General features: G+C 33.3%; 25 protein-coding genes and 1 riboswitch. Of the genes, 2 read left to right on the top strand and 23 right to left on the bottom strand.

Annotation, left to right across the window (positions count from 1 at the left end):
- Positions 1-24 precede the first annotated feature (24 nt).
- The 4 genes from ACFWM3_RS13020 to ACFWM3_RS13035 form a co-directional block, all read right to left on the bottom strand.
- Entirely contained in the window at positions 25-1,401 is a 1,377-nt protein-coding gene (locus ACFWM3_RS13020) for a PTS ascorbate transporter subunit IIC (RefSeq protein ID WP_156339617.1), read from the bottom strand.
- A 48-nt stretch (positions 1,402-1,449) separates the two neighbouring features.
- Positions 1,450-1,731: a PTS sugar transporter subunit IIB gene (locus ACFWM3_RS13025; RefSeq protein ID WP_056467630.1), complete on the bottom strand. Its 282-nt coding sequence runs from the start codon at positions 1,729-1,731 to the stop codon at positions 1,450-1,452.
- Positions 1,732-1,776: 45 nt separating this feature from the next.
- The gene (locus tag ACFWM3_RS13030; protein ID WP_390311597.1) at positions 1,777-3,840 is read right to left on the bottom strand and encodes a BglG family transcription antiterminator; all 2,064 of its coding nucleotides are present in this window, start codon (positions 3,838-3,840) and stop codon (positions 1,777-1,779) included.
- 240 nt (positions 3,841-4,080) lie between these two features.
- Complete coding sequence (locus ACFWM3_RS13035; protein ID WP_056467635.1) at positions 4,081-4,641, bottom strand: DEAD/DEAH box helicase family protein; 561 nt, start codon at positions 4,639-4,641, stop codon at positions 4,081-4,083.
- 343 nt (positions 4,642-4,984) lie between these two features.
- On the opposite strand from ACFWM3_RS13035, the gene ACFWM3_RS13040 reads away from it, so the two are divergent.
- Positions 4,985-6,337 (top strand): Nramp family divalent metal transporter, encoded by a 1,353-nt coding sequence (locus ACFWM3_RS13040; protein ID WP_056467637.1) that lies wholly within the window; start codon positions 4,985-4,987, stop codon positions 6,335-6,337.
- 153 nt (positions 6,338-6,490) lie between these two features.
- Here ACFWM3_RS13040 and ACFWM3_RS13045 read toward each other — a convergent pair whose 3' ends face one another.
- The 19 genes from ACFWM3_RS13045 to ACFWM3_RS13135 form a co-directional block, all read right to left on the bottom strand.
- Positions 6,491-7,315 (bottom strand): MerR family transcriptional regulator, encoded by an 825-nt coding sequence (locus tag ACFWM3_RS13045; RefSeq protein WP_390311598.1) that lies wholly within the window; start codon positions 7,313-7,315, stop codon positions 6,491-6,493.
- A 500-nt stretch (positions 7,316-7,815) separates the two neighbouring features.
- On the bottom strand, positions 7,816-8,685 hold the full coding sequence (locus tag ACFWM3_RS13050; RefSeq protein ID WP_390311599.1) for an alpha/beta fold hydrolase: 870 nt from the start codon (positions 8,683-8,685) through the stop codon (positions 7,816-7,818).
- An 83-nt stretch (positions 8,686-8,768) separates the two neighbouring features.
- Positions 8,769-9,158 (bottom strand): YidH family protein, encoded by a 390-nt coding sequence (locus ACFWM3_RS13055; protein WP_390311600.1) that lies wholly within the window; start codon positions 9,156-9,158, stop codon positions 8,769-8,771.
- 273 nt (positions 9,159-9,431) lie between these two features.
- Positions 9,432-10,622 (bottom strand): M20 family metallopeptidase, encoded by a 1,191-nt coding sequence (locus ACFWM3_RS13060; protein ID WP_390311601.1) that lies wholly within the window; start codon positions 10,620-10,622, stop codon positions 9,432-9,434.
- A gap of 46 nt (positions 10,623-10,668) precedes the next feature.
- Positions 10,669-11,517 (bottom strand): MetQ/NlpA family ABC transporter substrate-binding protein, encoded by an 849-nt coding sequence (locus ACFWM3_RS13065; RefSeq protein ID WP_390311602.1) that lies wholly within the window; start codon positions 11,515-11,517, stop codon positions 10,669-10,671.
- A complete protein-coding gene (locus ACFWM3_RS13070; RefSeq protein WP_056467650.1) occupies positions 11,514-12,182 on the bottom strand; it encodes a methionine ABC transporter permease in 669 nt (222 codons plus the stop codon). Before ACFWM3_RS13070 ends, ACFWM3_RS13065 begins: the two co-directional genes overlap by 4 nt.
- Positions 12,172-13,188 carry a methionine ABC transporter ATP-binding protein gene (locus ACFWM3_RS13075; RefSeq protein ID WP_390311603.1) on the bottom strand — a complete coding sequence of 339 codons (1,017 nt, stop codon included), beginning with the start codon at positions 13,186-13,188 and terminating at the stop codon, positions 12,172-12,174. Before ACFWM3_RS13075 ends, ACFWM3_RS13070 begins: the two co-directional genes overlap by 11 nt.
- Before the next feature lie 175 nt (positions 13,189-13,363).
- A riboswitch (SAM riboswitch) is annotated at positions 13,364-13,481 on the bottom strand.
- A 294-nt stretch (positions 13,482-13,775) separates the two neighbouring features.
- The gene (locus tag ACFWM3_RS13080; RefSeq protein ID WP_390311604.1) at positions 13,776-14,210 is read right to left on the bottom strand and encodes a hypothetical protein; all 435 of its coding nucleotides are present in this window, start codon (positions 14,208-14,210) and stop codon (positions 13,776-13,778) included.
- Positions 14,211-14,215: 5 nt separating this feature from the next.
- The gene (locus ACFWM3_RS13085; protein WP_390311605.1) at positions 14,216-14,566 is read right to left on the bottom strand and encodes an ASCH domain-containing protein; all 351 of its coding nucleotides are present in this window, start codon (positions 14,564-14,566) and stop codon (positions 14,216-14,218) included.
- 225 nt (positions 14,567-14,791) lie between these two features.
- Positions 14,792-16,027 (bottom strand): helix-turn-helix domain-containing protein, encoded by a 1,236-nt coding sequence (locus tag ACFWM3_RS13090; RefSeq protein WP_390311606.1) that lies wholly within the window; start codon positions 16,025-16,027, stop codon positions 14,792-14,794.
- A gap of 357 nt (positions 16,028-16,384) precedes the next feature.
- The gene (locus ACFWM3_RS13095) at positions 16,385-17,176 is read right to left on the bottom strand and encodes a sulfite exporter TauE/SafE family protein (protein ID WP_056467663.1); all 792 of its coding nucleotides are present in this window, start codon (positions 17,174-17,176) and stop codon (positions 16,385-16,387) included.
- Positions 17,177-17,244: 68 nt separating this feature from the next.
- A complete protein-coding gene (locus ACFWM3_RS13100) occupies positions 17,245-17,472 on the bottom strand; it encodes a sulfurtransferase TusA family protein (RefSeq protein ID WP_056467666.1) in 228 nt (75 codons plus the stop codon).
- A 21-nt stretch (positions 17,473-17,493) separates the two neighbouring features.
- Positions 17,494-18,621 carry an MBL fold metallo-hydrolase gene (locus tag ACFWM3_RS13105; protein WP_390311607.1) on the bottom strand — a complete coding sequence of 376 codons (1,128 nt, stop codon included), beginning with the start codon at positions 18,619-18,621 and terminating at the stop codon, positions 17,494-17,496.
- Between the two features lie 44 nt (positions 18,622-18,665).
- Positions 18,666-19,238, bottom strand: coding sequence for a sulfurtransferase TusA family protein (locus tag ACFWM3_RS13110; RefSeq protein WP_390311608.1), 573 nt, complete (start codon positions 19,236-19,238; stop codon positions 18,666-18,668).
- A gap of 53 nt (positions 19,239-19,291) precedes the next feature.
- Positions 19,292-19,588 carry a rhodanese-like domain-containing protein gene (locus tag ACFWM3_RS13115; RefSeq protein ID WP_390311609.1) on the bottom strand — a complete coding sequence of 99 codons (297 nt, stop codon included), beginning with the start codon at positions 19,586-19,588 and terminating at the stop codon, positions 19,292-19,294.
- Positions 19,589-19,609: 21 nt separating this feature from the next.
- Positions 19,610-20,086: a DsrE/DsrF/DrsH-like family protein gene (locus ACFWM3_RS13120; RefSeq protein ID WP_056467677.1), complete on the bottom strand. Its 477-nt coding sequence runs from the start codon at positions 20,084-20,086 to the stop codon at positions 19,610-19,612.
- Between the two features lie 126 nt (positions 20,087-20,212).
- Positions 20,213-20,473: a metal-sensitive transcriptional regulator gene (locus ACFWM3_RS13125; protein ID WP_056467679.1), complete on the bottom strand. Its 261-nt coding sequence runs from the start codon at positions 20,471-20,473 to the stop codon at positions 20,213-20,215.
- A 210-nt stretch (positions 20,474-20,683) separates the two neighbouring features.
- Positions 20,684-22,159, bottom strand: coding sequence for an aminotransferase class V-fold PLP-dependent enzyme (locus ACFWM3_RS13130; RefSeq protein ID WP_056467681.1), 1,476 nt, complete (start codon positions 22,157-22,159; stop codon positions 20,684-20,686).
- 313 nt (positions 22,160-22,472) lie between these two features.
- Positions 22,473-23,810, bottom strand: a complete 1,338-nt coding sequence (locus ACFWM3_RS13135) for a D-serine ammonia-lyase (protein ID WP_390311610.1) — start codon at positions 23,808-23,810, stop codon at positions 22,473-22,475.
- Between the two features lie 194 nt (positions 23,811-24,004).
- Here ACFWM3_RS13135 and ACFWM3_RS13140 point away from each other — a divergent pair, with 194 nt between their 5' ends.
- Complete coding sequence (locus ACFWM3_RS13140) at positions 24,005-25,198, top strand: chromate transporter (protein ID WP_390311611.1); 1,194 nt, start codon at positions 24,005-24,007, stop codon at positions 25,196-25,198.
- The last annotated feature ends 100 nt before the right edge of the window (positions 25,199-25,298 follow it).

Raw genomic sequence — 25,298 nt, forward strand, 5'->3', positions numbered from 1 at the left:
TAGATTCGTATTGTGACATATTAATTAAGCCTCGATGTTTGCAGATTTACTGTTGTTACGATCTTTTTTGAATAATCCAAACAACACAGCTATTGCAACTAAACCTACTACTGTTACCGTTACACCGGTTGCTCCAAATGACTTAGCAATATGCCCTAAAATGATACCTGATGTAGCAAAGTCTGCATCAGAGAATGTCGTACTTGCAAATCCTAAGTCACCTAGAACTGGTAATAAAAAGACAGGCAAGAACGTAATTAACAAACCATTTGCGAATGATCCAATCGTTGCTCCTCGTATCCCCCCAGTAGAATTACCGAATACACCAGCTGTAGCTCCAGTAAAGAAGTGGGGAACAACCCCTGGTAAAATGATAATAGATCCTGTTAGACCAAGGAAAACCATTCCTACAATTCCTCCGAGAAAGCTACAAAAGAAACCAATTAAAACTGCATTTGGTGCATATGGGAAAACAATAGGACAATCAAGTGCAGGTTTTGAATTAGGAACTAATTTATTTGATATCCCTTTAAATGCTGGTACAATTTCAGCCAAAACAAGTCGCACACCAGATAAGATAATAAAGACACCCGCAGCAAAAGTAACTGATTGAATTAATGAATAAACAAGATAATGAGTTCCCCCACTTAGTTCCTTCTCTATATAAGTAGGACCAGCAAAAAGTGCTATAACAAGGTATATAATTGTCATTGTTAACGCAATCGTAACGGAACTATCACGTAAAAATCCTAATCCTTTTGGAAATTTTATCTCTTCTGTCGATCGTGATCCTTTGCCGACTACCTTTCCAACTAAACCGGAAAGAACATAACCTAAACTTGAAAAATGTCCAAATCCTACATTATCGTTACCTGTAATTTTTCTCATAAACGGTTGGCTTAAAGCTGGGAAAACAGCCATAATTAAACCAAGTGCTAGTGAACCAACGATTACAAGTGGGACACCTTTTAATCCTGAAACTACTAAAATAACAGCTAGCATACAAGCCATATATAATGTATGGTGACCTGTTAAAAATATATATTTTAGTCTAGTAAATCGAGCAATAATAATGTTTGCAACCATACCAAAGAACATAATATAGGCAGTGAATGAACCATATTTTGATAGTGCCATTGCTACGATTGCTTCATTATTTGGAACTACACCTGAAACATGAAACGCTTCTTGAAACATCTTACCAAAAGGGTCTAGTGAGCCCACGACAATTCCAGCCCCGGCAGAAATTACGATAAATCCTAAAAAAGTTTTAGTTGTCCCTTTAATAATCTCGCTTGTAGGCTTTTTCTGAATAATAAGTCCAACAAGTGAAATTAGTGCTACTAAAACTGCCGGTTGACTTAATACATCCATAATTAATTTCAGAAACCTTGCTTCCACGAACAAAACCTCCTATAAATAATATTTGATGTAAATTAATCCTAAAATTTAAAATAAGCCTTTTGATTGAAGAACTTGTGTTAACTTCGTACGAAGACCATCCATATCGATAATGCTATCAATCACAACAACCTCACCTAAATGCCCCATACCTTCTGCTATGTCCTTTGCCGCGATAAAAACATCTGCTGAGTCAGGCGTAGCAGAACTAAGATCTGAATGTTCTACTTCAATCCCACTTACTCCTAACTCATTTAATATTTGAACAATATTCATCTCTAACATAAAGCTACTTCCTAATCCTGAGCCACATACTGCTAAAATTTTCATAACGTACCCCTCCATTTTTTTCAACTAATCTATTAAACTTGAAGATCAATTAACTGCTGAATAGTGTTCAAATAATTCCACTAATACATTTGAAGATTCTGCTTCCTTCAGAAGTTCAATATTCTCTTTTTCACTAAGTAACTTTGTCAGCTGCGAAAGAGCTTTCAGATGTGTTTTATTGTCTATTGCTGCAATACAAAACAATAGTCGAACAGGATACTTTTCATCATTTAAAAAGAATACTGGCTTGTTCAGTTTTAAAAAACTCATTCCTACTTTGTTTACTCCCATTTCTGGTCGAGCATGTGGAATGGCAACCTCAGGACCTATTACTACATACGGCCCCATCGTTTTTATATTTTCTAGCATCGCATCTACATATGACCTATTAATTGCTCCATTCTTTAACAATGGATCGGCCACAACTTTTATGGCATCTTCCCAATTTGAAAGATGATTAATCATTTGAATTGTTTCCTCTTTTAATAGATCTTGTAACACAGGTTGTCTCCTCCTAGATATATCTACTTTTTTATGAAAAGTAATTTGACTTAAAGCAGCTTTCAACCCCACTTCGTCGTAAACATTCGCATACTTTTCAATCGTTTGAATTAGTTCATTCATTGAAAGATCATAATATTGAATCCCAAATAAATACTGGTAAACTTCATTGACAATGCTATTTTTTTCACTCGGTGTCATAATTGGTTTAACTCTAAAACATGGTATCTTTGTTTCTAAATCAACTGTGGAAAACATTAGATCATATTCATTGAAATTTCCTTCTTTAAATTCCTGTAATGATAATATTTTCTCTACGATAATTTCAGAAAAAAGTGCCTCAAGTTGGTGCTTGACCATTAATGAGGAACTAATTCCACTTGGACAAACAACGATTGCACGTTTCTTTTGCGGAAGAACCTTTTTGGGTTTCTCTAAAAGTGCACCAAAGTGAATCGTAATATAGCCAATTTCCTCCTCGGGTATCGTGATACTTAAAAGAGTACCGATTGGAGAAAGCAATTCTTTTACAATTGTAAAAAGTTCTTTATGCTCATTCATAATTTGAGAAAGTAGAGGATTAAAAATAGGAATTCTATATTTCATGCGAAAATAAGCTGGTTTTAAATGTTGATACAATGTACTAACTACTTCATTCTTTTTCTCAAAAGCAATACAAGCCTTTGATTCAAAGTCGAACACTAATTGTTCACATAGCTTAAAAAGTAAGCCACGATCATCATCTTGAACTTGGTTTCTCCCTAAAGATAAACCTAATAATTGAATTGTAAGATAACAAATTTCTGGATCATTTCCATCAATTTGAAGAAGTTGACTAATCTTCTCTGCTATTAACCACATTGAATCTTGCTTTAGAATTTGGATTTCATCAGGATGAAATAAAACAAACTTTTTTTCTGTCTGGCGATAAAAATAATAAATAAGAAAGTAAACAAACTGCTTTAAACGTTCCTCTACAAATTGAAGATTGAAATCTTTTTCAATTTGTATTAGCACATTATGCATATCAACGAATTCATAAAGTCTATCTCGATCCTTTAAAATATAATTTATAATTTTTTCACCATATGGTATTTGTAAAAGCCGAGATAGGAATTGCATAAGTAAAACTCTCTTATCAAATTCTGTGCCTTCTAAGTGATAACCATTTTGTCTTGAGTATTCAATTTTTACTAACTGAGTACCGATTATTTCATTTAACTTTTTCACATCGGAGATTGTTGTATTTTTACTAACTCCCAATAGTTGAGTTAAATGAGCTGTTGAAATTGATTCCTTACGGATAATTAAATACAAGTAGATTACTATTTGACGCTCTTCTTCTGTAAAAATAAAATCTTTCTTTAATTCTTTGTTTTTTTGTTCTTTAAAAAACTGAGTAACATCTTCTGGCATTTTAATGTAATGAATACCTTTGTACTCAATGGGAGGCAATCCTTTTACTTTTAACCAGTAATTAATTTTGTCCAAATCATATGAAACCTGCCTTCTTGTTAACTGCGTAGAATTCATTACCTGATTCATTGTCGTATGATTTAAATTAAGTAAGTGGTCCAATAGTATTGCGGGGCGTTTCTCAATGATCATTGGCTTTACCTCCTGTTTTTATCATATTATAAACCGCTTACATTCTGTTTAGAGATTGGGAACAATAGATGTAAGATAAAGGTTACAAAGTTGTGCTGAAGTAAATTTATACCCATAAATCTATTGTTATACGATAGAAAAAACCCATTATCGAAACAAAAGTAATTTGATTACTTTGCCTTCAATAATGGGAAAAGATTATTAAAATAAAAGTTAGCAGTAAATCTATTTACTTTCTACTTACAAACTAAATCTTTCTTTAATTAATTTAGCTACTTCTTCTGCACTCATATTTGTGTTAGTTATCTTTAGATAATTTTCTTTCTGAATTTCCCCTTCTATTGAATTTAATCTGTATTTATCCATTGTCTTTATTAAATTGTCTTCAGACCATTCAATATCTCTTTTTGTTGGTTTATGCTCTAATCTGTGAGGAGTTTTATTTCGTACAAGTCTCTCATCTAGTTCTGCTTCTAGTTCAACAAAATAGGTTGTTGCCCCTTTTGACTCAAATATAGTACAAACTTTCTCGACATAATCCCAATCAGACTTTTGATCCAGAGCCCACACATATGTAAAAATAATTCCATATAAGTTACTTTTTGACACCTCTTCAAATATTTCATTTCGAAATAAATTAACTAATCTACTTCCCTCTTTTGTTCCATAATCAAAGAACTTACTAACTAAGTCGATTGTCATGTGATTATGAAACAATTTCAAATCTGTTATTTTTTCTAATTCATGTCCTACAGTCATTTTCCCCACAGCCTGAGGCCCGAATACTAATACAAACTTCATGGATTTCTCTCCCAAATATATTAATTTTTTTATTATCACCAACGAATATAACTGAATTTTTTGATTAGTATATCACACTTAAAAATAATTAACTTGAAAATAAACTTCAGCATGCTTAAAAAAAAGAATAATCTGAATGAATTGCATAAGAAATAGTAAAAAAGCAGAAACAAAGAAAAGGAAAATATTCTACGTATATTATCTGTTTACTAAAAATTTACGAAGTTATCAAAAATTTTTTATTACAATTGGGAACTATTGTGTTAAAATCAGCATATAATTTAAAAAACTTTCCCTAGGGAAAAACTATTTGATGTGTACAATAAAACAGGTGGTGGGAAACATGTCACAAGAATCACAAGAAAAAGTCATATATAAAGAAGCCGGATGGAGACAGGAACATACACAACCTAGTTTGCAAGAGGTTCATCGTTCATTATCTGTTCCAAAGAAAGCTAGTAATTTTCGTAAGTTTCTAGCATTTGCTGGCCCAGGATATTTAGTTGCAGTTGGATATATGGACCCTGGAAACTGGGCAACTTCAATAGCAGGTGGATCTGCATTTAATTACAATTTATTATCTGTTATTTTAATTTCTAATCTTATGGCCATCATTCTACAATCATTAGCTGCTAAATTAGGTATCGTTACCGGTAGAGATTTAGCTCAGGCATGTCGAGACCACTTCAGTAAACCTGTATCATTTATGCTTTGGGTGCTTTGTGAAGCCGCAATTGCTGCATGTGACTTAGCTGAATTAATAGGGTCAGCCATCGCTTTAAATCTATTATTTGGTATTCCGTTGTTTTATGGAATTTGTTTGACAACTTTAGATATATTCATTGTTTTACTTTTACAAAATAAAGGATTTAGGTATATCGAGGCTTTTGTTATTTCATTAATCATATTAATTACTGGTAGTTTTGTTTTTGAATTGATTATGTCTCAACCTGATGTAAAAGCTGTATTTGGTGGATTTATTCCAAGTTCTCAAGTTATTACAGATCCAAAAATGCTTTATATTTCTTTAGGAATTTTAGGGGCAACTGTTATGCCTCATAATTTATATCTTCACTCTTCAATCGTTCAAACTAGAAAGTTTGATGTATCTGATGCTGGTAAAAAAGAAGCAATTAAATTTGCTACAATCGATTCGACAGTTGCATTAATGATTGCATTGTTTGTAAACGCAGCGATCTTAATATTAGCTGCTTCAACTTTCTACAAATCGGGTCATACAAATGTTGCATCAATTGAAGATGCATTCCAGCTTCTTACTCCATTACTAGGAACGACTTTAGCAAGTACATTTTTCGGATTGGCATTATTGGCTTCAGGTCAAAATTCTACTTTAACAGGTACTCTAGCTGGGCAAATTGTAATGGAAGGCTTTTTAAATATTAAGCTAAAACCTTGGATAAGAAGATTAATAACTCGTTTAATTGCCGTTACACCAGCTCTTATCGTCACTTATTTTTACGGGGCAAAGGGAACTGCGGATTTATTAATACTAAGTCAGGTAATCTTATCTTTACAGTTATCTTTCGCGGTTATACCACTAGTTATGTTCACTAGTGACGCTAAGAAAATGGGTAAATTTGCTAATAAAACTTGGCTTAAATCAGTGGCTTGGTCGATTGCTTCAGTTATTGCAGTATTAAATGTATATTTACTTTGGGCAACATTCTTTAAATAATAAATTGAAACAAAAAAGATTGAACAATTGTTCAATCTTTTTTTACTTTCACTTTTAAAGAAGCTTTGCTTATAGAGAATCTATCTGGGTATTTGATGCACTTTAATCTTAAAACGTAAAAAACAGAAAAAACCCAAATGTTTTTTCTGTTTTTTATGATTTATGACCATCTAGATTTTGATGATAATATATACTAGCTTGTCTAATAAAATCTAATTCAAATTCTGGAATTGTATATGTTTTTGGCTTTTGATCTTCGGGTAACGATTTAAATCTTTCCCAAGATTTTTTCATGCCCTCTTTAATTTCTGGATCATTTTGACTATAACGACTATTCATTTCCATCAAAAACTTAACAAGTCCTTGCGCTTCAACACTTTCAATTGTATATCCTTCTTGAACTAGCTCTGTTAATTTGCTTCTAAAATATTGATAATCATTTAAATGACGAACATGGTTTCCTTCAGTCCATCCTCGCTTCGCTAATTTTTGTAAAGTAGCTTTAGTATATGACTGCTTGGCGATGTTCCTCATCACTTTTCGGTCTTCAGTTGATAAATATTTATTTACCCAATCAGGCTTCAAATTAAAATGTGCTATTTGAATCAACTCTGTAACACTTTCATAATCAATTGAATCAGATTTTATCGATGTTTCTACCTGCTCAATCACATTAACAATCTGATCAATTTGATCTTTTTTAGCTTTCAACATTGCTTTTTGTTCTTTTAACTTCTTTGATAAATCTAAACTACTTTCCGTTAAAATCGATTGAATATCTTTTAAAGAAAAACCTAAAAATTTGAAGGTAAGTATTGATTGAAGATGAACTAAATCAAAATCTGTATATAACTTAAATCCCGATTCATCGGTATTTGTTGGTATTAATAAACCAATTTTGTCGTAGTATCGTAGTGTTCTAACAGAAATAGAAGTTTTTCTGGCAAATTCGGTTATATAATAAAACTTACTATCCATTATCTCTCCTCCTTTCTTTTCACAGTTTATACGGTTACGTAGCGTCATAGTCAATCGTATTGATTAAAGATGAGTGTGGGGAATTCTTAGATCTGCAAAAAACAATGAACTGCAATTAAATTTCGAAAACCGCAATTAAAATTAGCAAATCTGCAATTAAATTTTGAAAATCGCAAATAAAAATAGCGAATCTGCAATTAAATTCCTAATAACCGCAATTAAGACGAAAAATTACCCATACCAGTTAAGGTATTATGACATGAAAATCGTACAATATTGGCTATTCCCACATGGAAAACCACTCTAATTCATATCATATTGAATAAAAAATTAATAAAATCTACTTAATATTTATAAAAAAGGGGCAATCATATCAACTACAAATAAAAAATGCACCTATAATCCCCACAGCTAAATCTACATAAAAAGGCCGCTCCTTAGTCAGATAACCCGACATATGGAACAACCACAATTTCAAATCTATCGCATAAAACCTAAACTTATTTTAAAAATTTATCAATGATTGAAATTTGATCATTTGTATTTAAAGCAGGTGCATGACCAACTTTAGGTATTGTTTCCATTTGGAACTTTTGCGTTTCCTTCATTTTTGATGCTACATCAAGTGGCAAGACGTCCGAAACTTCTCCTCGAATAAGTAAAATCTTAGACTGAATAGCTTCCCAGTAATTCCACAAAGTTAAATCCTCAGTATGCTGAAATTGTAATGCAATTTTAGGATCATAATCTGGGCCTATTCCACCCTCATCTCTTCTACGGCAAGAATTTTGCGTAAAGTCATTCCATTCTTCTTCATTTGAAACACCAAAAGAATGATAAATTAATTTATAGTAATTTTTCAATTCAGTAAATGTTTTAAATTGCGGTGGTGAACCAACATAGCTAATAATTCTCTTAATTCCTTCAATATCTTGTGGTTGGTTTTCTGAAGCACCTGCTCCAATATCATTTAATACTAAATGAGAAATGCGATTTAGATGCTCCGGCGTACCAGCAAGTCGCATTCCAATTGCTCCACCCATCGAAGTCCCTACCCAACGAACTTGTTCAATTTCTAAACGATCTAATAAACCAACCGCTATATTTACATAGTTTTCAAAACAGTAATCTTGCTCCGGAGAAGTACTCCACTGACTTAATCCTCGTCCAATCGTATCTGGGCAAATTACATGGTAATCCTTAGCTAAATGATGAGCTAAAATATCAAAATCCCTGCCATTTCTAGTTAAGCCATGCCAACAAACAACTGTTGGATTTTTTCTGTCTCCCCATTCTGTAAAATGAAGTTCCATTCCATTAATCGATTCAAACCGAGATTCAGGATAAAAAATATCAATCACTCCATTCATTTTAGTGTCCACTTTATGTAATATTCGATTTTTATAAAAATATCCCTATAAAAACTACCGATAAAAAATGAAACGATTCGGGTCTATTTAAATAATAATAATGACAAATACAACACAATCATGAATATTAAAAAAGAAAATAGAATTGATACAAGAATAATTGAATTATGAGTAGGAAAAAATTTTCCATTTTGAATTTCTTTCCGCTTTTTACTGTACTGAATAGTAGCTAATACACCCGTAATAAAACCAACAATACATGCATATATGCCAAGAAAAATTGCTAATGTATTAATGAATTGGTTATCACTAATTTTAATTGTAAAGTGTAGTGAAGTTGTTAAAAATCCTACACCAGTAATTGAGATTGCAGTACGCAGCCATGCTAAATATGTCCTTTCGTTTGCTAGATGCTGTTGTGCATATTTAACACTTTCATCTGATAAATCTTTTACTTTATTAAAAGAAACCATATTAAATTACCCCTATCAAAGATTTATAGAGTGATAAACTTGTAGAAAACATATCTAAGTTTTAGTTTAATCTTTAAAATTTAAGATTTAGTAAAATTGAGGTTACGTTTTGATAAAATTGAAATGGAGTAATGTAAATCTATATTATTTACTAAGGAGTTAACAGAAGACTACTATATAAATAGAAGAAATAACGTCATTAGACTGAGCTATCAAAAATAAAACGGTCAAAAAGATGGTAATTCCGTCCATCTTTCTGACCGTTCATGCTAACTATTTTTCTGTTTGCTGAAATTCATTTTGAACCTTTTCCAAAAGGTTTTTATCGGTAATTAAACGATAGCCCGTTAGAGCCAATGCTTTTGCTCCCGTAACTAGAGCATGATCACCAAGTGGCGACCTCGCAGCTTCACGGAATTCATTCGTATGAGCAATTAAATCATCAGGTCCAATTTTAATATATGCGTGAGAAGTCGGAACAACGTGGCTTACGTTTCCGGCATCAGTAGATCCAAGCCCGCCGCTTTTGCTATTCACTACTTCACCCAATAGGCTTAGTTCTTCACCTACAATCTCATCAAGAGATTGATTGATAATAAAATCATGGACTTCATTTTGAAATCTTTCAATTTTCACAGTACTGCCAGTTGCAATTGCTGCTCCTTCGGCAATATTACGAATCTTAGTGGATACTTCCTCCGTTCTTTTCCAAGTACTAGCACGGATGAAAAATCTTGCTGAAGCATACTCTGGAATAATATTTGGTGCATCGCCTCCATGAGTGATAATCCCGTGTATGCGAACATCACTAGTAAGCTGCTGACGAAGGGCGTTAATTCCATTGAATAACTGGATTACTGCATCTAAAGCATTAATTCCATGTTCTGGAGACCCAGCAGCATGTGCTGCTCTTCCATAAAAATGGAAGTCTAAAGGATCTACTGCCAAAGATGGAGTCGACAAACCAGTTTTACCACTTGGGTGGAGCATAAGAGCTGCATCAACGTCTTCTAGTAATCCATTTTTTACAAAACTCCCTTTTGCACTTCCGTTTGGTCCACCCTCTTCTGCTGGTGTTCCAAATATGACAACCTCTCCTCCGATCTCAGAAATGACTTCAGCAAGAGCGATTCCTGCTGCTACACTCGTTGTCCCAATAATATTATGTCCGCATGCATGACCAAGACCAGGTAGTGCATCATATTCTGCTAAAAAAGCGATGGTTGGGCCTTGCTTAGATGACGTTTTTCTTGCTACAAAGCCTGTTTCATGCCCTGCAATATTACGTGTGACATCGAAACCAGCTTCTACTAAAATTTTAGTATGTGTTTCTGATGCAAAAAATTCTTGATTGCCAATTTCAGGCTTCTCATGAATCTTGTGGCTAATTTCAAGATAAACTTCCTTCGATTCCTCAATACTTTTCACAATTTGCTCTCTTTGTGTTTCAATTTTGACTGTCATTTAAACTTTTCTCCCTTCCATTCTTTTAAATAAGCATGAACTAGCTTTATAGATTTTTAATTTTATCAATCGTAATGACTACTGGAACCGTAGCACCTTTGTCACGTTTAATAATGTAATCATGAACTTCTTTTGATTGATAAGCCTTTACAATCTTTGCAAAGTCCTTGTCATTTTTATTCTTCGTACGAGATGCAATAACATTGATATACGGCATAGCTGCTTTATCATTAGGATCTTCTTTATAAAGTGGGTCCTTTGCAGGGTCTAAGCCCGCTTGAACGGCGAATCCATTATTGATGATCGCTGCTGCCACATCATCCAATGATCTAGCTGTTTGCCCTGCAGCAATCGGTTTGATTTTTAAATGCTTAGGATTTTCTTTAATTTGTTCAATACTTCCTTTAGGGTCAAAATTATCTACTAAACTAATTAACTTTGAAGATTGTAATAGTTTAAGTGCACGGCCAGCGTTCGTAACATCATTTGGTATCGTAATCGTTGCTCCATCTGGAATATCACTTAGCTCTTTAAATTTATGTGAGTAAATCCCCATTGGCGCAATCACTGTCGAGCCAATCGCTGAAATATCTAAATTATGATCGCCTTTAAATTGGTTCATATAAGTAATCGTTTGAAAAGAATTTAAATCAAGGCTACCGTCATTAAGTGCTGTGTTAGGCTGAACATAATCTGAAAATGATATAATTTTCAATTTAATCCCTTCATTTTTCACTTGTTTTTGTACAATATTCCAAAGTTCATAATCATCACCGTTAATACCAATCTTAACTGTTCTCTCTTTTCCATTACCTGATGATACATTAGAACCACATGCTGATAATACCGAAACCGTTAATAATAATGCTGCAAAAATAGTAAAAAACTTTTTCATCCTCTTTTCCTCCTTACGTATCTTGACCACGTATTTCCTAAACTTTGTATGAGTTGAACAATAACTACTAGTAAAACAACTGTAATGACAATAACCAATGTTTCAAAGCGCTGATAACCATATGTAATAGCTAAGTCACCTAATCCCCCAGCACCAACAGCACCAGCTGCCGCAGTCGATCCAATCAATCCAATCGTTGCTGTTGTAAATGATAGAATCAACGATGGAATTGCTTCAGGCAAAATAAACTTCACGATGATTTGAAACTTTGTTGCTCCCATTGAATAGGCAGTTTCCAGCACTCCCTTATCCACTTCTAGCATGGAATTCTCAATCAATCTTGCCAAATATGGCCCTACAAAGATTGAAAGCGGAACAATTGCTGCAACTACGCCAATGGACGTTCCCGTCAATAATCTAGTAAACGGTATAATGGCAACTAGTAAAATAATAAATGGTACAGATCGAACAATATTTATAATGGTATTTAACAACGTAAATAAAGGTTTGTTTTCCATTATATGACCTGGCCTTGTTACAACTAGGATAATACCTAAAGGCAATCCTATGATTGTGCCAAAAATAAATGACCCTAGTACAGTTAGAAATGTATCTTGAGTTGCCTGTAAAAACTGCGGCCAAAAGAATTCCCAATTAAGCTCCATTTAACTCAACCTCCCTTACATCTATCCCCTTTTCCGAAATAAATTTAATAGCTTTTGCGCTTTCCTCTTTTGTTCCTTCTAGTGCCACAAGCAAATTCCCATAAGGTCTTTCTTGTAGCTCTGTAATCGATCCATAAAGAATGTTTAAATGAATATCGAATTTTTTAAGAACCTCCGATAATAGTGGATTGGCTGCCTTTTCACCTAGGAAGACTAATTGATAATATTTCCCCTTTGATAATGTTTTCGATAACTTAGACGGCACCTCATTTTGTAATACAGTGTTAACAAAATTCTTTGTAATACTTTTTTGTGGATTCGTAAAAACGTCGTAAACATTACCTTCCTCGACAATTTCACCATCATCAATGACAGCCACTTTATCACATAAATCACGAATTACACTCATTTCATGGGTAATAAGAAAAATTGTAAGATTATAGGATTTATTTACCTTCCTTAAAAGCTCTAATACATTCTTTGTTGTTTCAGGGTCTAATGCAGATGTAGCTTCATCACATAGCAACAGATCTGGGTCTGTTACAAGTGCCCTTGCAATTCCAACTCTTTGCTTTTGTCCCCCCGATAAGTGCCCCGGAAATACATCTTGCTTCCCTGTCAGTCCAACAAATTCAATTAATTCCATTACCTTTTCCTGAACATCCCGTTTCTTCTTTCCTTCAAGGTATAGCGGCATTGCGATATTATCAAATACCGTTTTGGCTGAAAGTAGATTGAAGTGTTGGAATACGACACCAATTTTTCTACGTGTCTTACGTAACTCTTCATCATTTAATGTCATTAAGTTCAATCCATCTATCAGAACTGATCCTTCTGTTGGCTCTTCAAGTCTATTTAAACAACGAATCAATGTACTTTTTCCCGCTCCGGAAAAGCCAATGATTCCATAGATCTCACCTTTCTCAATTTTCATATTAATATTATTTAAAGCTTTAATTGGTGGCCTTCCAGGATAAACCTTGGAGACATTTTTAATCTCAATCAAATTTCTTCCTCCAATGCAAGTTATTCCAAACATTATAACTAAGTAAACACATTCGAAAACTAGGTTTTATAATTATATTTTCTCCTTTTTCTCCTATGGCAACTCATCAAAAAACCCCCCTTCTTATCCAATAAGACAGATAAGAAGAGGGGTTATAATATATAAGCCACTTTACTTCTTATCTTTCAAATCGCTTAAACGATTTGCAGGAATTAGCACGGTATTTGTTTCGAAACAACAAACCCGTTGCCGAGGTATCGTAGGGCCAGTCCCTCCACCTCTCTGGATAAGTAATAGAATTTATTAAGTTTTTAAATTATTGAGTTCATGTTATCTCTCTTTTTATAATACGTCAAGAATTATTTTTAAGTTTTTTAGAATAAATTGTGTTTTAAAATAGCATTTTTTTTATGAATAAGGTCTTAGGTCCTTTATATTCAAATCAAAAAAACCTATTCTATATTCCATTTGAAATAGGTCAATATACTTATTTTTTGAGTTTGTATAAGCATTTCATTTAAAAGAAGACCAAAAAAGCAGACAAGGCCTCCGATAAAAGAGAACCTGTCTGCTTAATTGAATCATACCTACCATAATGCAGGCTTTACTACCATGAACCATAGCATAACCATCAATAGAACGATGTAAATCCAGATGGATCGACGAAGCTTCTGAATTAGCATTTTCTGGTCATGGGTTGGTTCACTGAATTTCCGAATGGTCGGTGAAAAGGCTCTAGCTAGGAAAAATAATGAACTCACCAAAAGAAGAATCGTCATCACAATCCAAGATGTCTTCCACGACCAATGACCCACTAGTACCAACAAAACCCCTGATCCAACCAATACATGCCCAGCATGCTTTGCCAATCTGACAGCAAACCGGAATACATCCAAATAAATCTGTTGTATCGCAGACTTTGAGGTATGCAGCTTTTTGAGTATCGGAATCAATACAAAAAAAGGGCCAATCGATAGGATTACACTAGCAATATGTATATAAAGAAGAAATCTATACAGCATGAAAATTATTCTTGGATGAGACGGAACTCATGAACCCATACCCTCATTTTTGGCAACCAAGGCATCCCAGGGTGGATTGAAAGGATCGATTGTTTATACTCTTCTACTGTCGCATAGCCTTCTTGCTTAGCATCCTCATCTGTCAATTCACCAAGGGCTTGAGAATAAACTTTTTCAACAACATACTGATTATTTTGAAGGGTCATCACTTCCCCAACATCTGCATATCTTCCGTTTCGGCGAGTAGCAGTTTTTTGTCCTGCCAATACTTTTTCAACATCCTCTTGAAGCGTAACAAGGCGTTCAATTGTACATGTTTTTGGCGGTAAAGCATTCGTTTCATTCTGATTTGTCATCTAATTCATTCTCCATTTCAATTTAAATTTATCGTAAAGACTAAAAAAAAAAACGACTAGTTCCATTTTAATTAAATTAGTACAAAATTAGCAAATTTTTATGAAAGATATTTGAAACAGCAATAAGTTACACAAGCATAGCATAAAATAACACCCTTTAAAACCAACGTTGCCTCGATCTACTTTATTGGGTTCAGTCTAATCAAATATGTGCTTTTATCTTCCCTAAATATTCTCTTCTAAAATAAACTTAGATAGATTGATTGCTTTCGCATAATTCTTAGTTTCTATGTAGTTGTTATATAATTTTTCGACATATGTTTTAAAAACAACCATATTACTTACTGACTGGAAATAGATTAAGGCTGTCTTCTCCATAAAAATATAATACTGATCGAGTTTATCCTCTATAAGATAGATTAAAAGTCGGAATAATATTTTGAATAAACTGGAGTCCAATTTTTCTGCAATAGCTTTTCCTTCATTAGCTTTTTTAAGCAAATCATTTTTCTGTAGTAAATTCCCCAAAAAACTACTTTCCAAATAGTTATACAAGTATTTAACGTATTTATAAGAAGACCGATCTACCTTATCAAGTGTCACCTTAAATAATATTTGCGCGTTTTCAAAATCTTTTCTCTTTAAGTATAAATCTGCTAAGTTATTTTGCAGTAAGATTTTTCGATCAAGTGCATTCACTCTTTCAGAGGCTTCAATAAGGTTATGATATGATTCCAAAACTTCCTGAAAATCAAAGCTCTTTTCGTTTCCTTTTATTAGAAGTAAGATTGCCTCCGCATCAATTGCTCTTAAGTAGTTATACGTTTTCTTGAAGTACTTCAATGCTTTTTCTGCGTAAACATATGTCATGATTGATTTAGGATTAACCTGGTAGTAGGCTAGTGACAAGTAGATATAGTATTCTAGATTCCCCAACTCACTCTTATTGATATTTTTTAATACTTGAATAGACTTTTCGTAGTTATCAGTTTTTCCATATAAAATGCCCCATACAAGCCATTTCAAGTTCTTTTCAAAAGGGGGAAGATCTGGATGTTTTTTTTGGATATCCTTTAAAATGGTTTTTGTCTTTTCAAAATCATTCTGCAGGAGATAATATCTTGCTTGAAGTAATTGGAAGAGCGGAGCATATTTAGAAAAATTAATGATATAATTTTTTTCAATATCTTTTTTGGCTTTCTCCACCTCGATCATGTTTTGCTTAATGATTGATGTATGCCAACTATTTAACTTCTTTTCTATGTTGTTAAAGTAGTTAATTTCATATTGTATGTCAATTTTTAAGCGCTCAGAAAATAACTCAATTATTTCTTTAGAATATTGAGTTTCACCTCTTTCAATTCTACTAACATGAGTGGATGTACAAATGTCTTTTCCAAGCTCCTCCTGAGTTAGGCCTGCCCTTTTGCGATAAAATTTTATGATTTCCCCTTCTTGCATGAATTTCTCCCTCTTTAAAACTTAATGATAATATAATTATGTAGTTCCTAGAAAAATGTAGTAGCTATACTAAAAGAGCTTTATTCCTTATAGAATTTATCAAATCTTCAAATTATTTTACCATAATCTTACTTTTAATTCTTAAAGAACATTATTTAATTTTTTACTTGTCCTTTTTCCATCATCTTTCCAGTTACAACAATGAAAAAAGCATTGGTGATTATGATCTTCCTCACTAACCTATTAATTTCTCCTAATCTGTAATTCGAAAAGTTAGAAGCAAGGAATGTGATACATGCCAATAAAAAAACAGAAAAACTCTCAATAGTTTTTCTGTTTTTTACAGTTAACCGTTATTCAACTAATCCATGATTTAATAATCGTAAACCAAATTTTCAAAGCAGTAAAACCAATTAAAACTGCCAGAATCCCTCGTAAAACCTGCGTTTTTGTTTTTTTGCCTATTTTTGCACCTAATGGTGAGGCGATTAAGCTTGCAATTACAACAATAATAGTAGGCAACACTTCAACTTGACCAGTAGAGATTTTCCCGATCGTTACGCCAATTGAAGAAATAAATGTGATTGCAAGTGAAGAAGCGATTGTCACACGAGTTGGTATTTTTAAGATTGTTAACATGATTGGTACTAACAGAAATGCTCCTCCTGCACCAACAATCCCTGCACTAGTGCCCACAACAAATGCTAGGCCAGCCGCAAGCCATACATTAATTGAAATTTGACCATCTGCTGACATCTCGACGTTTTTTCGAGGAATAAACATTAATACGACCGCAATCATTGCTAAAATTCCGTAAACAAGATTAATCCCATGTTCTGAAAGTAGATTTGAACCGAATCCACCAAGAAAACTTCCTATTAGGACACTTATTCCCATACTTAATATTACTTTTTTGTTTAAAAAACCGCTTTTACGATAGCTTAATACTCCACCTAAAGTTGCAAATACTACTTGGACAGCACTTATACCTGAAACTTGATGAGGAGTAAAAGCAGCAAATCCTAATAATGGAGGAATAAATAAGAGCATTGGATAATTTATAATTGCTCCACCAATTCCTACCATTCCTGAAATAAAGGACCCAAAAAAACCAACTAAGAAAAGTACTAAAATTAAGGTCCACTCCATTTTAAGTCCCCCTATAATAGAAAAGGAGATGTAACTCTTAACTCTCCTTTTCCACTTAATCTATTTACTTATCCTTTTTTAATCCAAAATTTTAAAACATTGTCTTCTTCTGTATAATTTAATAATTCGTGTCCACCTGATTTAGCCCAAGCTGCAAGGTCATTTTTAGCACCTTTATCAGTAACATGAATTTCTAGTACTTCGCCTGCTTCAATCTCTGCAATTGCTTTTCTTGTTTTTACAATTGGAATTGGACATGCTAAGCCCTTTGCATCTAATAATTTTGTAGATTCCATTTTATTTCCCTCCAAGTTTCATTATCGTACTGCACAGCGATTTGGACCGATTTCCATTTCTCTCTGTTTTTCTTCATTTAAGCTAATTTTCCCCATATTTACTTCACGGATTTCTTGATATGAGTTTGGTTGTGGTGGCAAGTTCTCAGTTACTAACTTTCTAAATTCACTTTCACTCTCAATGTTCAACCCATGATTCTGATTAAATAAATAGCCGAGATTTTTATAAACACTACCATCTTCGTTCAATTCACTAATCACCATAAAGTGTGATGGAAGCACGGTTAATTCAAGCGATAAGTTTCTGTACTTTTTATAAAGGGTTTCGCGTAAGTCCCCAACCCAATCCTCTGCCATACCAGCAAGATCTGGTCTTCCAATTGAATCGATAAATAAAATATCACCAGAAAGTAAGAACTTTTCATCAATAACAAATGAAGTTGATCCAATTGTATGACCTGGTGAATAAAAAGCCTCAATACTGATTGCTGTTTCACCAATCATTACCTTATTCCCATCTTCTAATGGACTATATTCAAAAGTAACCTCTGTAGCATCTTTTGGTGGTAGCCAGTAGGTTGCTCCCGTAATCTCAGCAATTTTTCTTCCCCCAGAAATATGGTCTGCATGAAGGTGGGTATCAAATACATTTGTAATTTTTGCACTCTTCGTATTTGCAAAATCAATGTAGATGTCCGTCATTCGAGTGGAATCAATAATAGCAGCCTCATTACTTGAGATAACCATATAGGATAAACATCCCTTACCGATTCTGACGAATTGATACAGTTCTCCACCGTTTTTCAAATCTGCAATTTTTACTGGTTCTAGATGTTCACTCCACTCTTTCATTCCGCCTTGAAGGTAAGCTACGTCTAGTCCCTCGTCTGAAAGCATCTCTGCAATCATGATGGAAGAGCCTTCTTTAGCACACACAACTAAAACATCTGTACTTGTAGGAATCTTATCTAATATATCTTCAACCCCATCTAGTAAATCAAAATAAGGTATATTTAAATGTTCAAAATTTGAACCTTCTATTTTCCAATCATTAAAATCGTCAGTATTTCGGACATCTAAAATGAATAGTTCTTCTTTATCAAATATTTTTTTTGTAATCTCTTTTGCAGACATTGATTTGACTGCCATCCTCAATACCCCCCATAGTATAATATTTTTCAAAAAAAATTAGATTAACCTTTTATGCTCACTGTTTCCCCAGACCACTCAGTCATTCCAGGTACTACATTAAACACGTTTGTAAAACCACTCGAAACTAATAATTGAGCAGCAAAATCACTACGGTTACCTGTTCTGCAAATGATATAAATTTCGTTATCTTTATCTAGCTCTGACAATCGGTTCTCTAATTCACCTAAAGGGATTGATACCGCCTTTGGTATATGATTAAACACATATTCTGCTTCTTCTCTTACATCTAAAACAATTATATTTTCATTTTGTAGCTTCACGTTTAAATCATCGTTTGTAACAACATTTTCAAACTTTTTTTCAATTGTATTTTCATCTGAAGATTTTCTTAAATAATGAAGTAATACTTCTCCATTTTCGATTGTTCCTAAGTATTGATTTCCCGTGCTTTCTGCCCAAGCTTTAATGTCTGCTTTTGATCCTTTATCAGTCGCTTGAACCTCGATTACTTGCCCATTTTCTAATTCCTTCATTGCTTTTCTAGTCTTCACAATCGGCATTGGACAAGCTAATCCTTTTGCATCCAATTTCACGTTTGATTTAATCAGTTCCATCTGACAACCTCCATACTTAAAATACCGCTTGGGGTATATATTTAATCAAAAAATTATTCTACGTTGCCGAACCAAGAAAGCATTCCGCCTACCATATTTTTAGCGTTAAACCCATGAGATTGAAGGAACTCCGTCGCACGACCACTTCTAGCTCCTGAACGACAAACCATAATATATTCTTTTGATTTATCTAATTCGTGTAGTCGAAATTCGATTAATCCAAGTGGAATATGAATAGCTTCTGGGATTTTCCCTGCTGCAACTTCATCTACTTCACGCACATCGATAAGATTTACTTCTTTTCCAGTTTTTAATTTATTTTCAAGCTCAATCGCAGTAATTTCTTTCATGTTATTCAAATCCTTTCAAATTTAAATGAATAAATTAACCTGACCTTCTTCTGCTTCACCAATATAGGCTGCAACCCCAGCATACTGAATATTTTCTAATAGCTCTTCAGTTTGTAGACCTAACAGATCCATTGTCATTGTACATGCTACTAAATTTATATCTTGCTCTTGAGCCATTTCAATTAATTGCGGTAAAGGTAGTGCATTATGCTTTTTAATAATATCCTTAATCATTTTTGGTCCAAAACCAGCAAAATTCATTTTAGAAAGACCCATTTTATCAGCGCCTCTAGGCATCATCTTTCCAAACATCTTTTCAATAAAACCTTTTTTTGTTGCTACATGCTCACCTTTACGCAAAGCATTTAATCCCCAAAATGTATGAAAAATAGTTACTTCATGATCAAAAGCTGCTGCACCGTTTGCAATAATGTAGGCAGCCATTGCTTTGTCATAATCTCCACTAAATAAAATAATATTAGTTTTCTTAGTTGTCATATTCTTTCTCCTTATCGTTCTTTATACCCACTAGGGTATGCAACAAAACAAAAAAATATATTTATATATACTATTACCCCTATGGGTATATGATATTAAAAATAAAAAATGGTGTCAATTTATATTTTATCTACTTTTTACAAGTAAATTTACTGCTTCTTTCACTAAATCTTCGGCATCCTGCCCGTTTTCATTCGCATTTCGGACACAATCAACTAAGTTTGAACTTACTACTACTCCAATCGTACGATCCAAAGCTGATTTAACTGCTGATAACTGTGTAATAACATCTTTACAGTCTTTGTCTTCTTCCATCATTTTTAAAATTCCACGAATCTGTCCCTCAATTCGCTTTATTCTATTTTTTACTGGATCATCATATTTCATTAAATCACCCCTAACTCAGAAAACTAAATAAAGCCTAAGCATTTATTTTAGAATATATGTGCAATATTCTTATTTAGAATATATACCCCTTAGGGTATAATGTCAATCAATTAATTTTATATAAATTAATCTTCTTTTAGTGAGTGAAAAGTAGATATGAACAAAAAAGATCACAATAATGTGATCTTTTTTTCGGGTTACTTTGAAATTTTAAGATTTTACAGTCATTTCAATCTCAAAATAAGTACCGACTTCCATAACTGCTTCGTCTTTATGGATAAAGTCATTTTTCTCTTTTAAATAAATATAATCTTTAGACCATTCGCCAATATTTTGAATTATATCTTTTAAAGCATTAGTGAATACGACTACTTCCTCATTCGTCGTCGTTGGATGAACACTCATACGAATCCAACCAGGCTTAACACTAATATTTCCATTATCAATTTCATCTGTAATTGCTTTAGACATTTCCTTTGTTATATTTAGTAGCATATGTCCATAAGTACCTGCACATGAACAGCCACCTCGCACTTGAATTCCGTAACGATCATTTAATAATCTAACGACTAAATTATGATGAATATCTTTCAAATAAAAGGAATAAAAACCTAAACTTGGATTGCTTGAATCTTCAAGTAACATTACATTTTCACTTGTTCTAAGCTCCTCTAAAACGATATGTGCCAATTCTTCTTCACGACTTAATATATTCGCTGTACCCATTGCATTTTTCACCTTAATTGCAAGAGCTGTTCTAATTGTTTGCAGAAACCCTGGAGTACCTCCATCTTCTCTTTCACGAATATTGTTAATGTATTTTTTCTCACCCCATGGATTTGTCCATTCAACAGTTCCTCCGCCTGGATGATCTGGAATTTTATTTTGATACAGTGAAGAGTCAAATATTAAAACACCACTGCTACCAGGTCCTCCTAAAAACTTGTGTGGAGAAAACAGAATTGCATCCAGCTTTTCCATTGGATCATTAGGATGCATGTCAATGTCAACATATGGTGCAGATGCAGAGAAATCCACAAAACAAACGCCATTATATTCATGCATTAGTCTAGCTAGTTTATGATAAGGTGTAATTAATCCAGATACATTAGAACAAGCACTGAATGATCCGATTACTCTTCGTTTATTTTTATAAAACTCAAGTCGTTCTCTTAAAGAATCTAAATCAACTACGTTGTTCGCACAATTAGGTACAACTTCCACATCACAAATCGTTTCTAACCACGAAGTATGATTGCTATGATGCTCCATGCTTGTTATAAAAACAACTGGTCTTTCTTCCTCAGGTATACTTAAGCGGAAATGGAAATTTTCATGTATTTTCAGCCCTAAAATACGTTGAAACTTATTCATAACGCCAGTCATTCCTGATCCATCTGTTATGATTGTGTCGGAAGCGCTTGCATTCACATGTTCCTTTATGATCTGTAATGCTTCATGATAACAATTCGTCATCGTGCTTCCAGTTATATTTGATTCCGTATGCGTATTTGCAACATATGGCCCAAAAGTTGAAACTAATTTTTCTTCAACAGGTCCATATAACCTACCGCTCGCAGCCCAATCTAAATAAATAATTTTCTTTTCACCAAATGGCGATAAGAATGTTTTTTCATTTCCAATAATCTCTTTTCTAAATTGTGAAAAATACTTTTCTAAATTCAATTTTATCGCTCCTAATAAGAAAATGTTTTGTGCTTTTTAATCGGAAGGCTCTGTTTAGTAATTATGATAAAACCGAGTATTCCAATACCCAATAGGGTATTATATAAAATGCACTGAAGCCAGTCCGCTCATGACGGAATGGCTTTATTAAAGTAATTAATTAATTTTTAAACAGAACCAATTAAAAAGAAAATATCTTGCGTCAAAATCTAAATAGAAAACTTATTTACATATACAAATATATGTCAAATTATTCTGCATTAAAAGAATTTTTTCACTTTTAAAATATTAGTAAAATTTTACACTATCTATTTTATTTAAAAAGAGACCCTTTTTGATAGTACTCTTTCATCATTTTTTCCGGGACCATACTACCACCTGTCCCCCAAATAACATGGGTACTATTCTTCATTTTTTTCAACAAATTATTTTTTAGTAAATAATTATGGCCCTCATTAAATAATTTAGTTGGACCGATCATACCAGCTAGTGCTGACGGTTCTAAATAAAGATCCTCAGTATCAGCTAACTCTTTTAACATTGTATATAGTTTTTCATCACTAATTGTATAGCTACCACTTAAAAAAGGCTCAATGATTTTTCCCACAAAGCCAGATGGTCTCCCTACAGCTAGGCCATCTGCATCTGTTTTATTATCAATACCGAAATCTTGTACAGAAACTTGATCATGAAGTCCAGTCATTAATCCAATCAACATACATGGAGAATGAGTTGGCTCGGCAAAGAAGCAATGAACATTATCTTTGAATAATAGTTTCAAACCAAATGCAACACCACCAGGACCTCCTCCAACTCCGCAAGGTAAATAAACAAATAGTGGATGATTTTCATCAATTGTAATGTCTAATTCTTCAAATTGCTTTTTTAAACGTGAAGCTGCTACTGCATATCCTAAAAATAAATCATTTGAATTTTCATCGTCTACAAAATAACAATTAGGATCTGCTTCTGCTTGTATTCGACCTTCTTCTACTGCTTTACTATAATCCGCCTCGTACTCAATGACATTTACGTTTTTACTTCTAAGTAAATCTTTTTTCCATTGCTTTGCATCCGCTGACATATGTACCGTTACTTTAAAACCTAACTTTGCACTTATTATTCCAATACTCATACCTAAATTGCCTGTAGACCCTACTGCAATTGAGAAGTTTGAGAAAAACTCTCTAAAAATATCACTATCTATTTTTGAGTAATCATCATCAATCGTTAATAATTGATGCTCTAAAGCTAGGCTTTCGGCATGCTTTAATATTTCATAAATGCCACCTCTTGCTTTTATTGACCCTGATATTGGTAAATGGCTATCACATTTTAAAAATAATTCTCCTAATATAGTTTGTTGAAAGTTTTTCTCTAACGATTGTTTCATAGAAGGAATTTTTACTAAAGGAGACTCAATAATGCCATTTGTATCTTTTGTTTCTGGAAAAACTTTTGAAATATATGGAGCAAACCTTTTTAATCGTTCATCTGCATCGTTTACATCCTCTTGAGTAAGTGGTGACTTTTTAATTGCTTTTTGAAACATCTCAAAATTTGGATTCAACCAAAGATATTCCTCTAATTCAATCAGTTTTTTTAAGATTGGATCATTTTCTATATATTCCTGAATATCAATTCTTTCCATCTATTTTCCTCCTAGACTTTAACAGTTTATATGTAGTTTAGCAGATATTATTACAAGAACAGTAACGTTGTTTTCAAAAAGAGTTTCTAGAATAACTTTGATTGTTAATCTTTTGTAAATTCCCATCAAAAGAGATTGGTTTAGATTTTGATTCAAACTATACTATTTTTATGTATCAGTTGTTGGAGGGAAATATGAATCCTTATGATAAAAATAGTAAGTTATATCTTTTGTTAGAAATACTTATTGTTTCTACTAAACTAGGTTTAACTTCTTTTGGTGGACCGATTGCTCATTTAGGTTATTTTCGTGAAGAATATGTAAGAAGAAAAAAGTGGATTGACGATCCAAACTATGCTGACTTAGTCGCTTTGTCACAATTTTTACCTGGACCAGCAAGTAGCCAAGTTGGTATTGGTATTGGTTTAATACGTGCAGGGGTCTTAGGTGGCATTGTCTCGTTTATTGGATTTACATTACCATCAGTCATTGCACTTATCTTATTTGCATTATTACTACAAGACTTGGATATAAAAAATTCGGGATGGATTCATGGACTAAAACTAGTTGCGGTACCGATTGTTGCACAGGCTATTTTAGGTATGGTAAAGAACTTAACACCTGATTTAAAAAGGAAACTACTCGCTTTATTTGCATTGATTGTTACATTAGTATGGCAAACAGCATTCTCTCAAATTGTTGTCATTTTAATTTCTTCAATTGTAGGTTATTTTCTATATCAAGATAATGATAACAGTGATAAAACTACACTCACTACGAATATCTCAAAAAAGTTTTCTGTGTTTTGTTTAGTTATATTTTTTATTTTATTGGCAATATTGCCTTTAATTAATTCCTTAACACCATCAAAATGGATCGCTATATTTGATAGTTTCTATAGAGCAGGATCAATGGTATTTGGTGGAGGCCATGTTGTTCTCCCTCTCCTTGAACGTGAGTTCGTTCCTACTGGATGGCTAAGCAAAGAAACATTTTTGGCTGGATATGGTGTCACGCAGGCTGTACCTGGACCATTATTTACGTTTGCAGCCTATTTAGGAACTGTTATGTTGGGCTGGCGAGGGGGTTTAATTGCAACGATTGCCATCTTTTTACCTGCTTTCCTACTTATTTTAGGTACTCTCCCATTTTGGTCTAGTATGCGTCGTAGTTCGAAATTAAGAAGAGCTTTATTTGGCGTAAACGCAGCAGTAGTTGGGATTTTAATTTCAGCCTTTTGTAATCCAATATGGATAAGCTCTGTATTTTCGATTTTTGATTTTGTAATCGTAGCGATCTTATTTAGTTTGTTAGTGTTTTGGAAATTACCACCTTGGATCATTGTACTTTTAGGAGCAATTAGCGGAGAAATTTTATCTAGAATTTAAATTAACTTTGGTTGAATAAAGCCGTTCAAGCATTAGAAGAACAGCGTCTCGCCATTTTTAATAGAAGGGCAAATCCAATAAAAAAGCAGAAAAACTTATA

Source organism: Gottfriedia sp. NPDC058432, from assembly GCF_042721555.1.
Taxonomy (GTDB): Bacteria; Bacillota; Bacilli; order Bacillales; family Bacillaceae_G; genus Gottfriedia.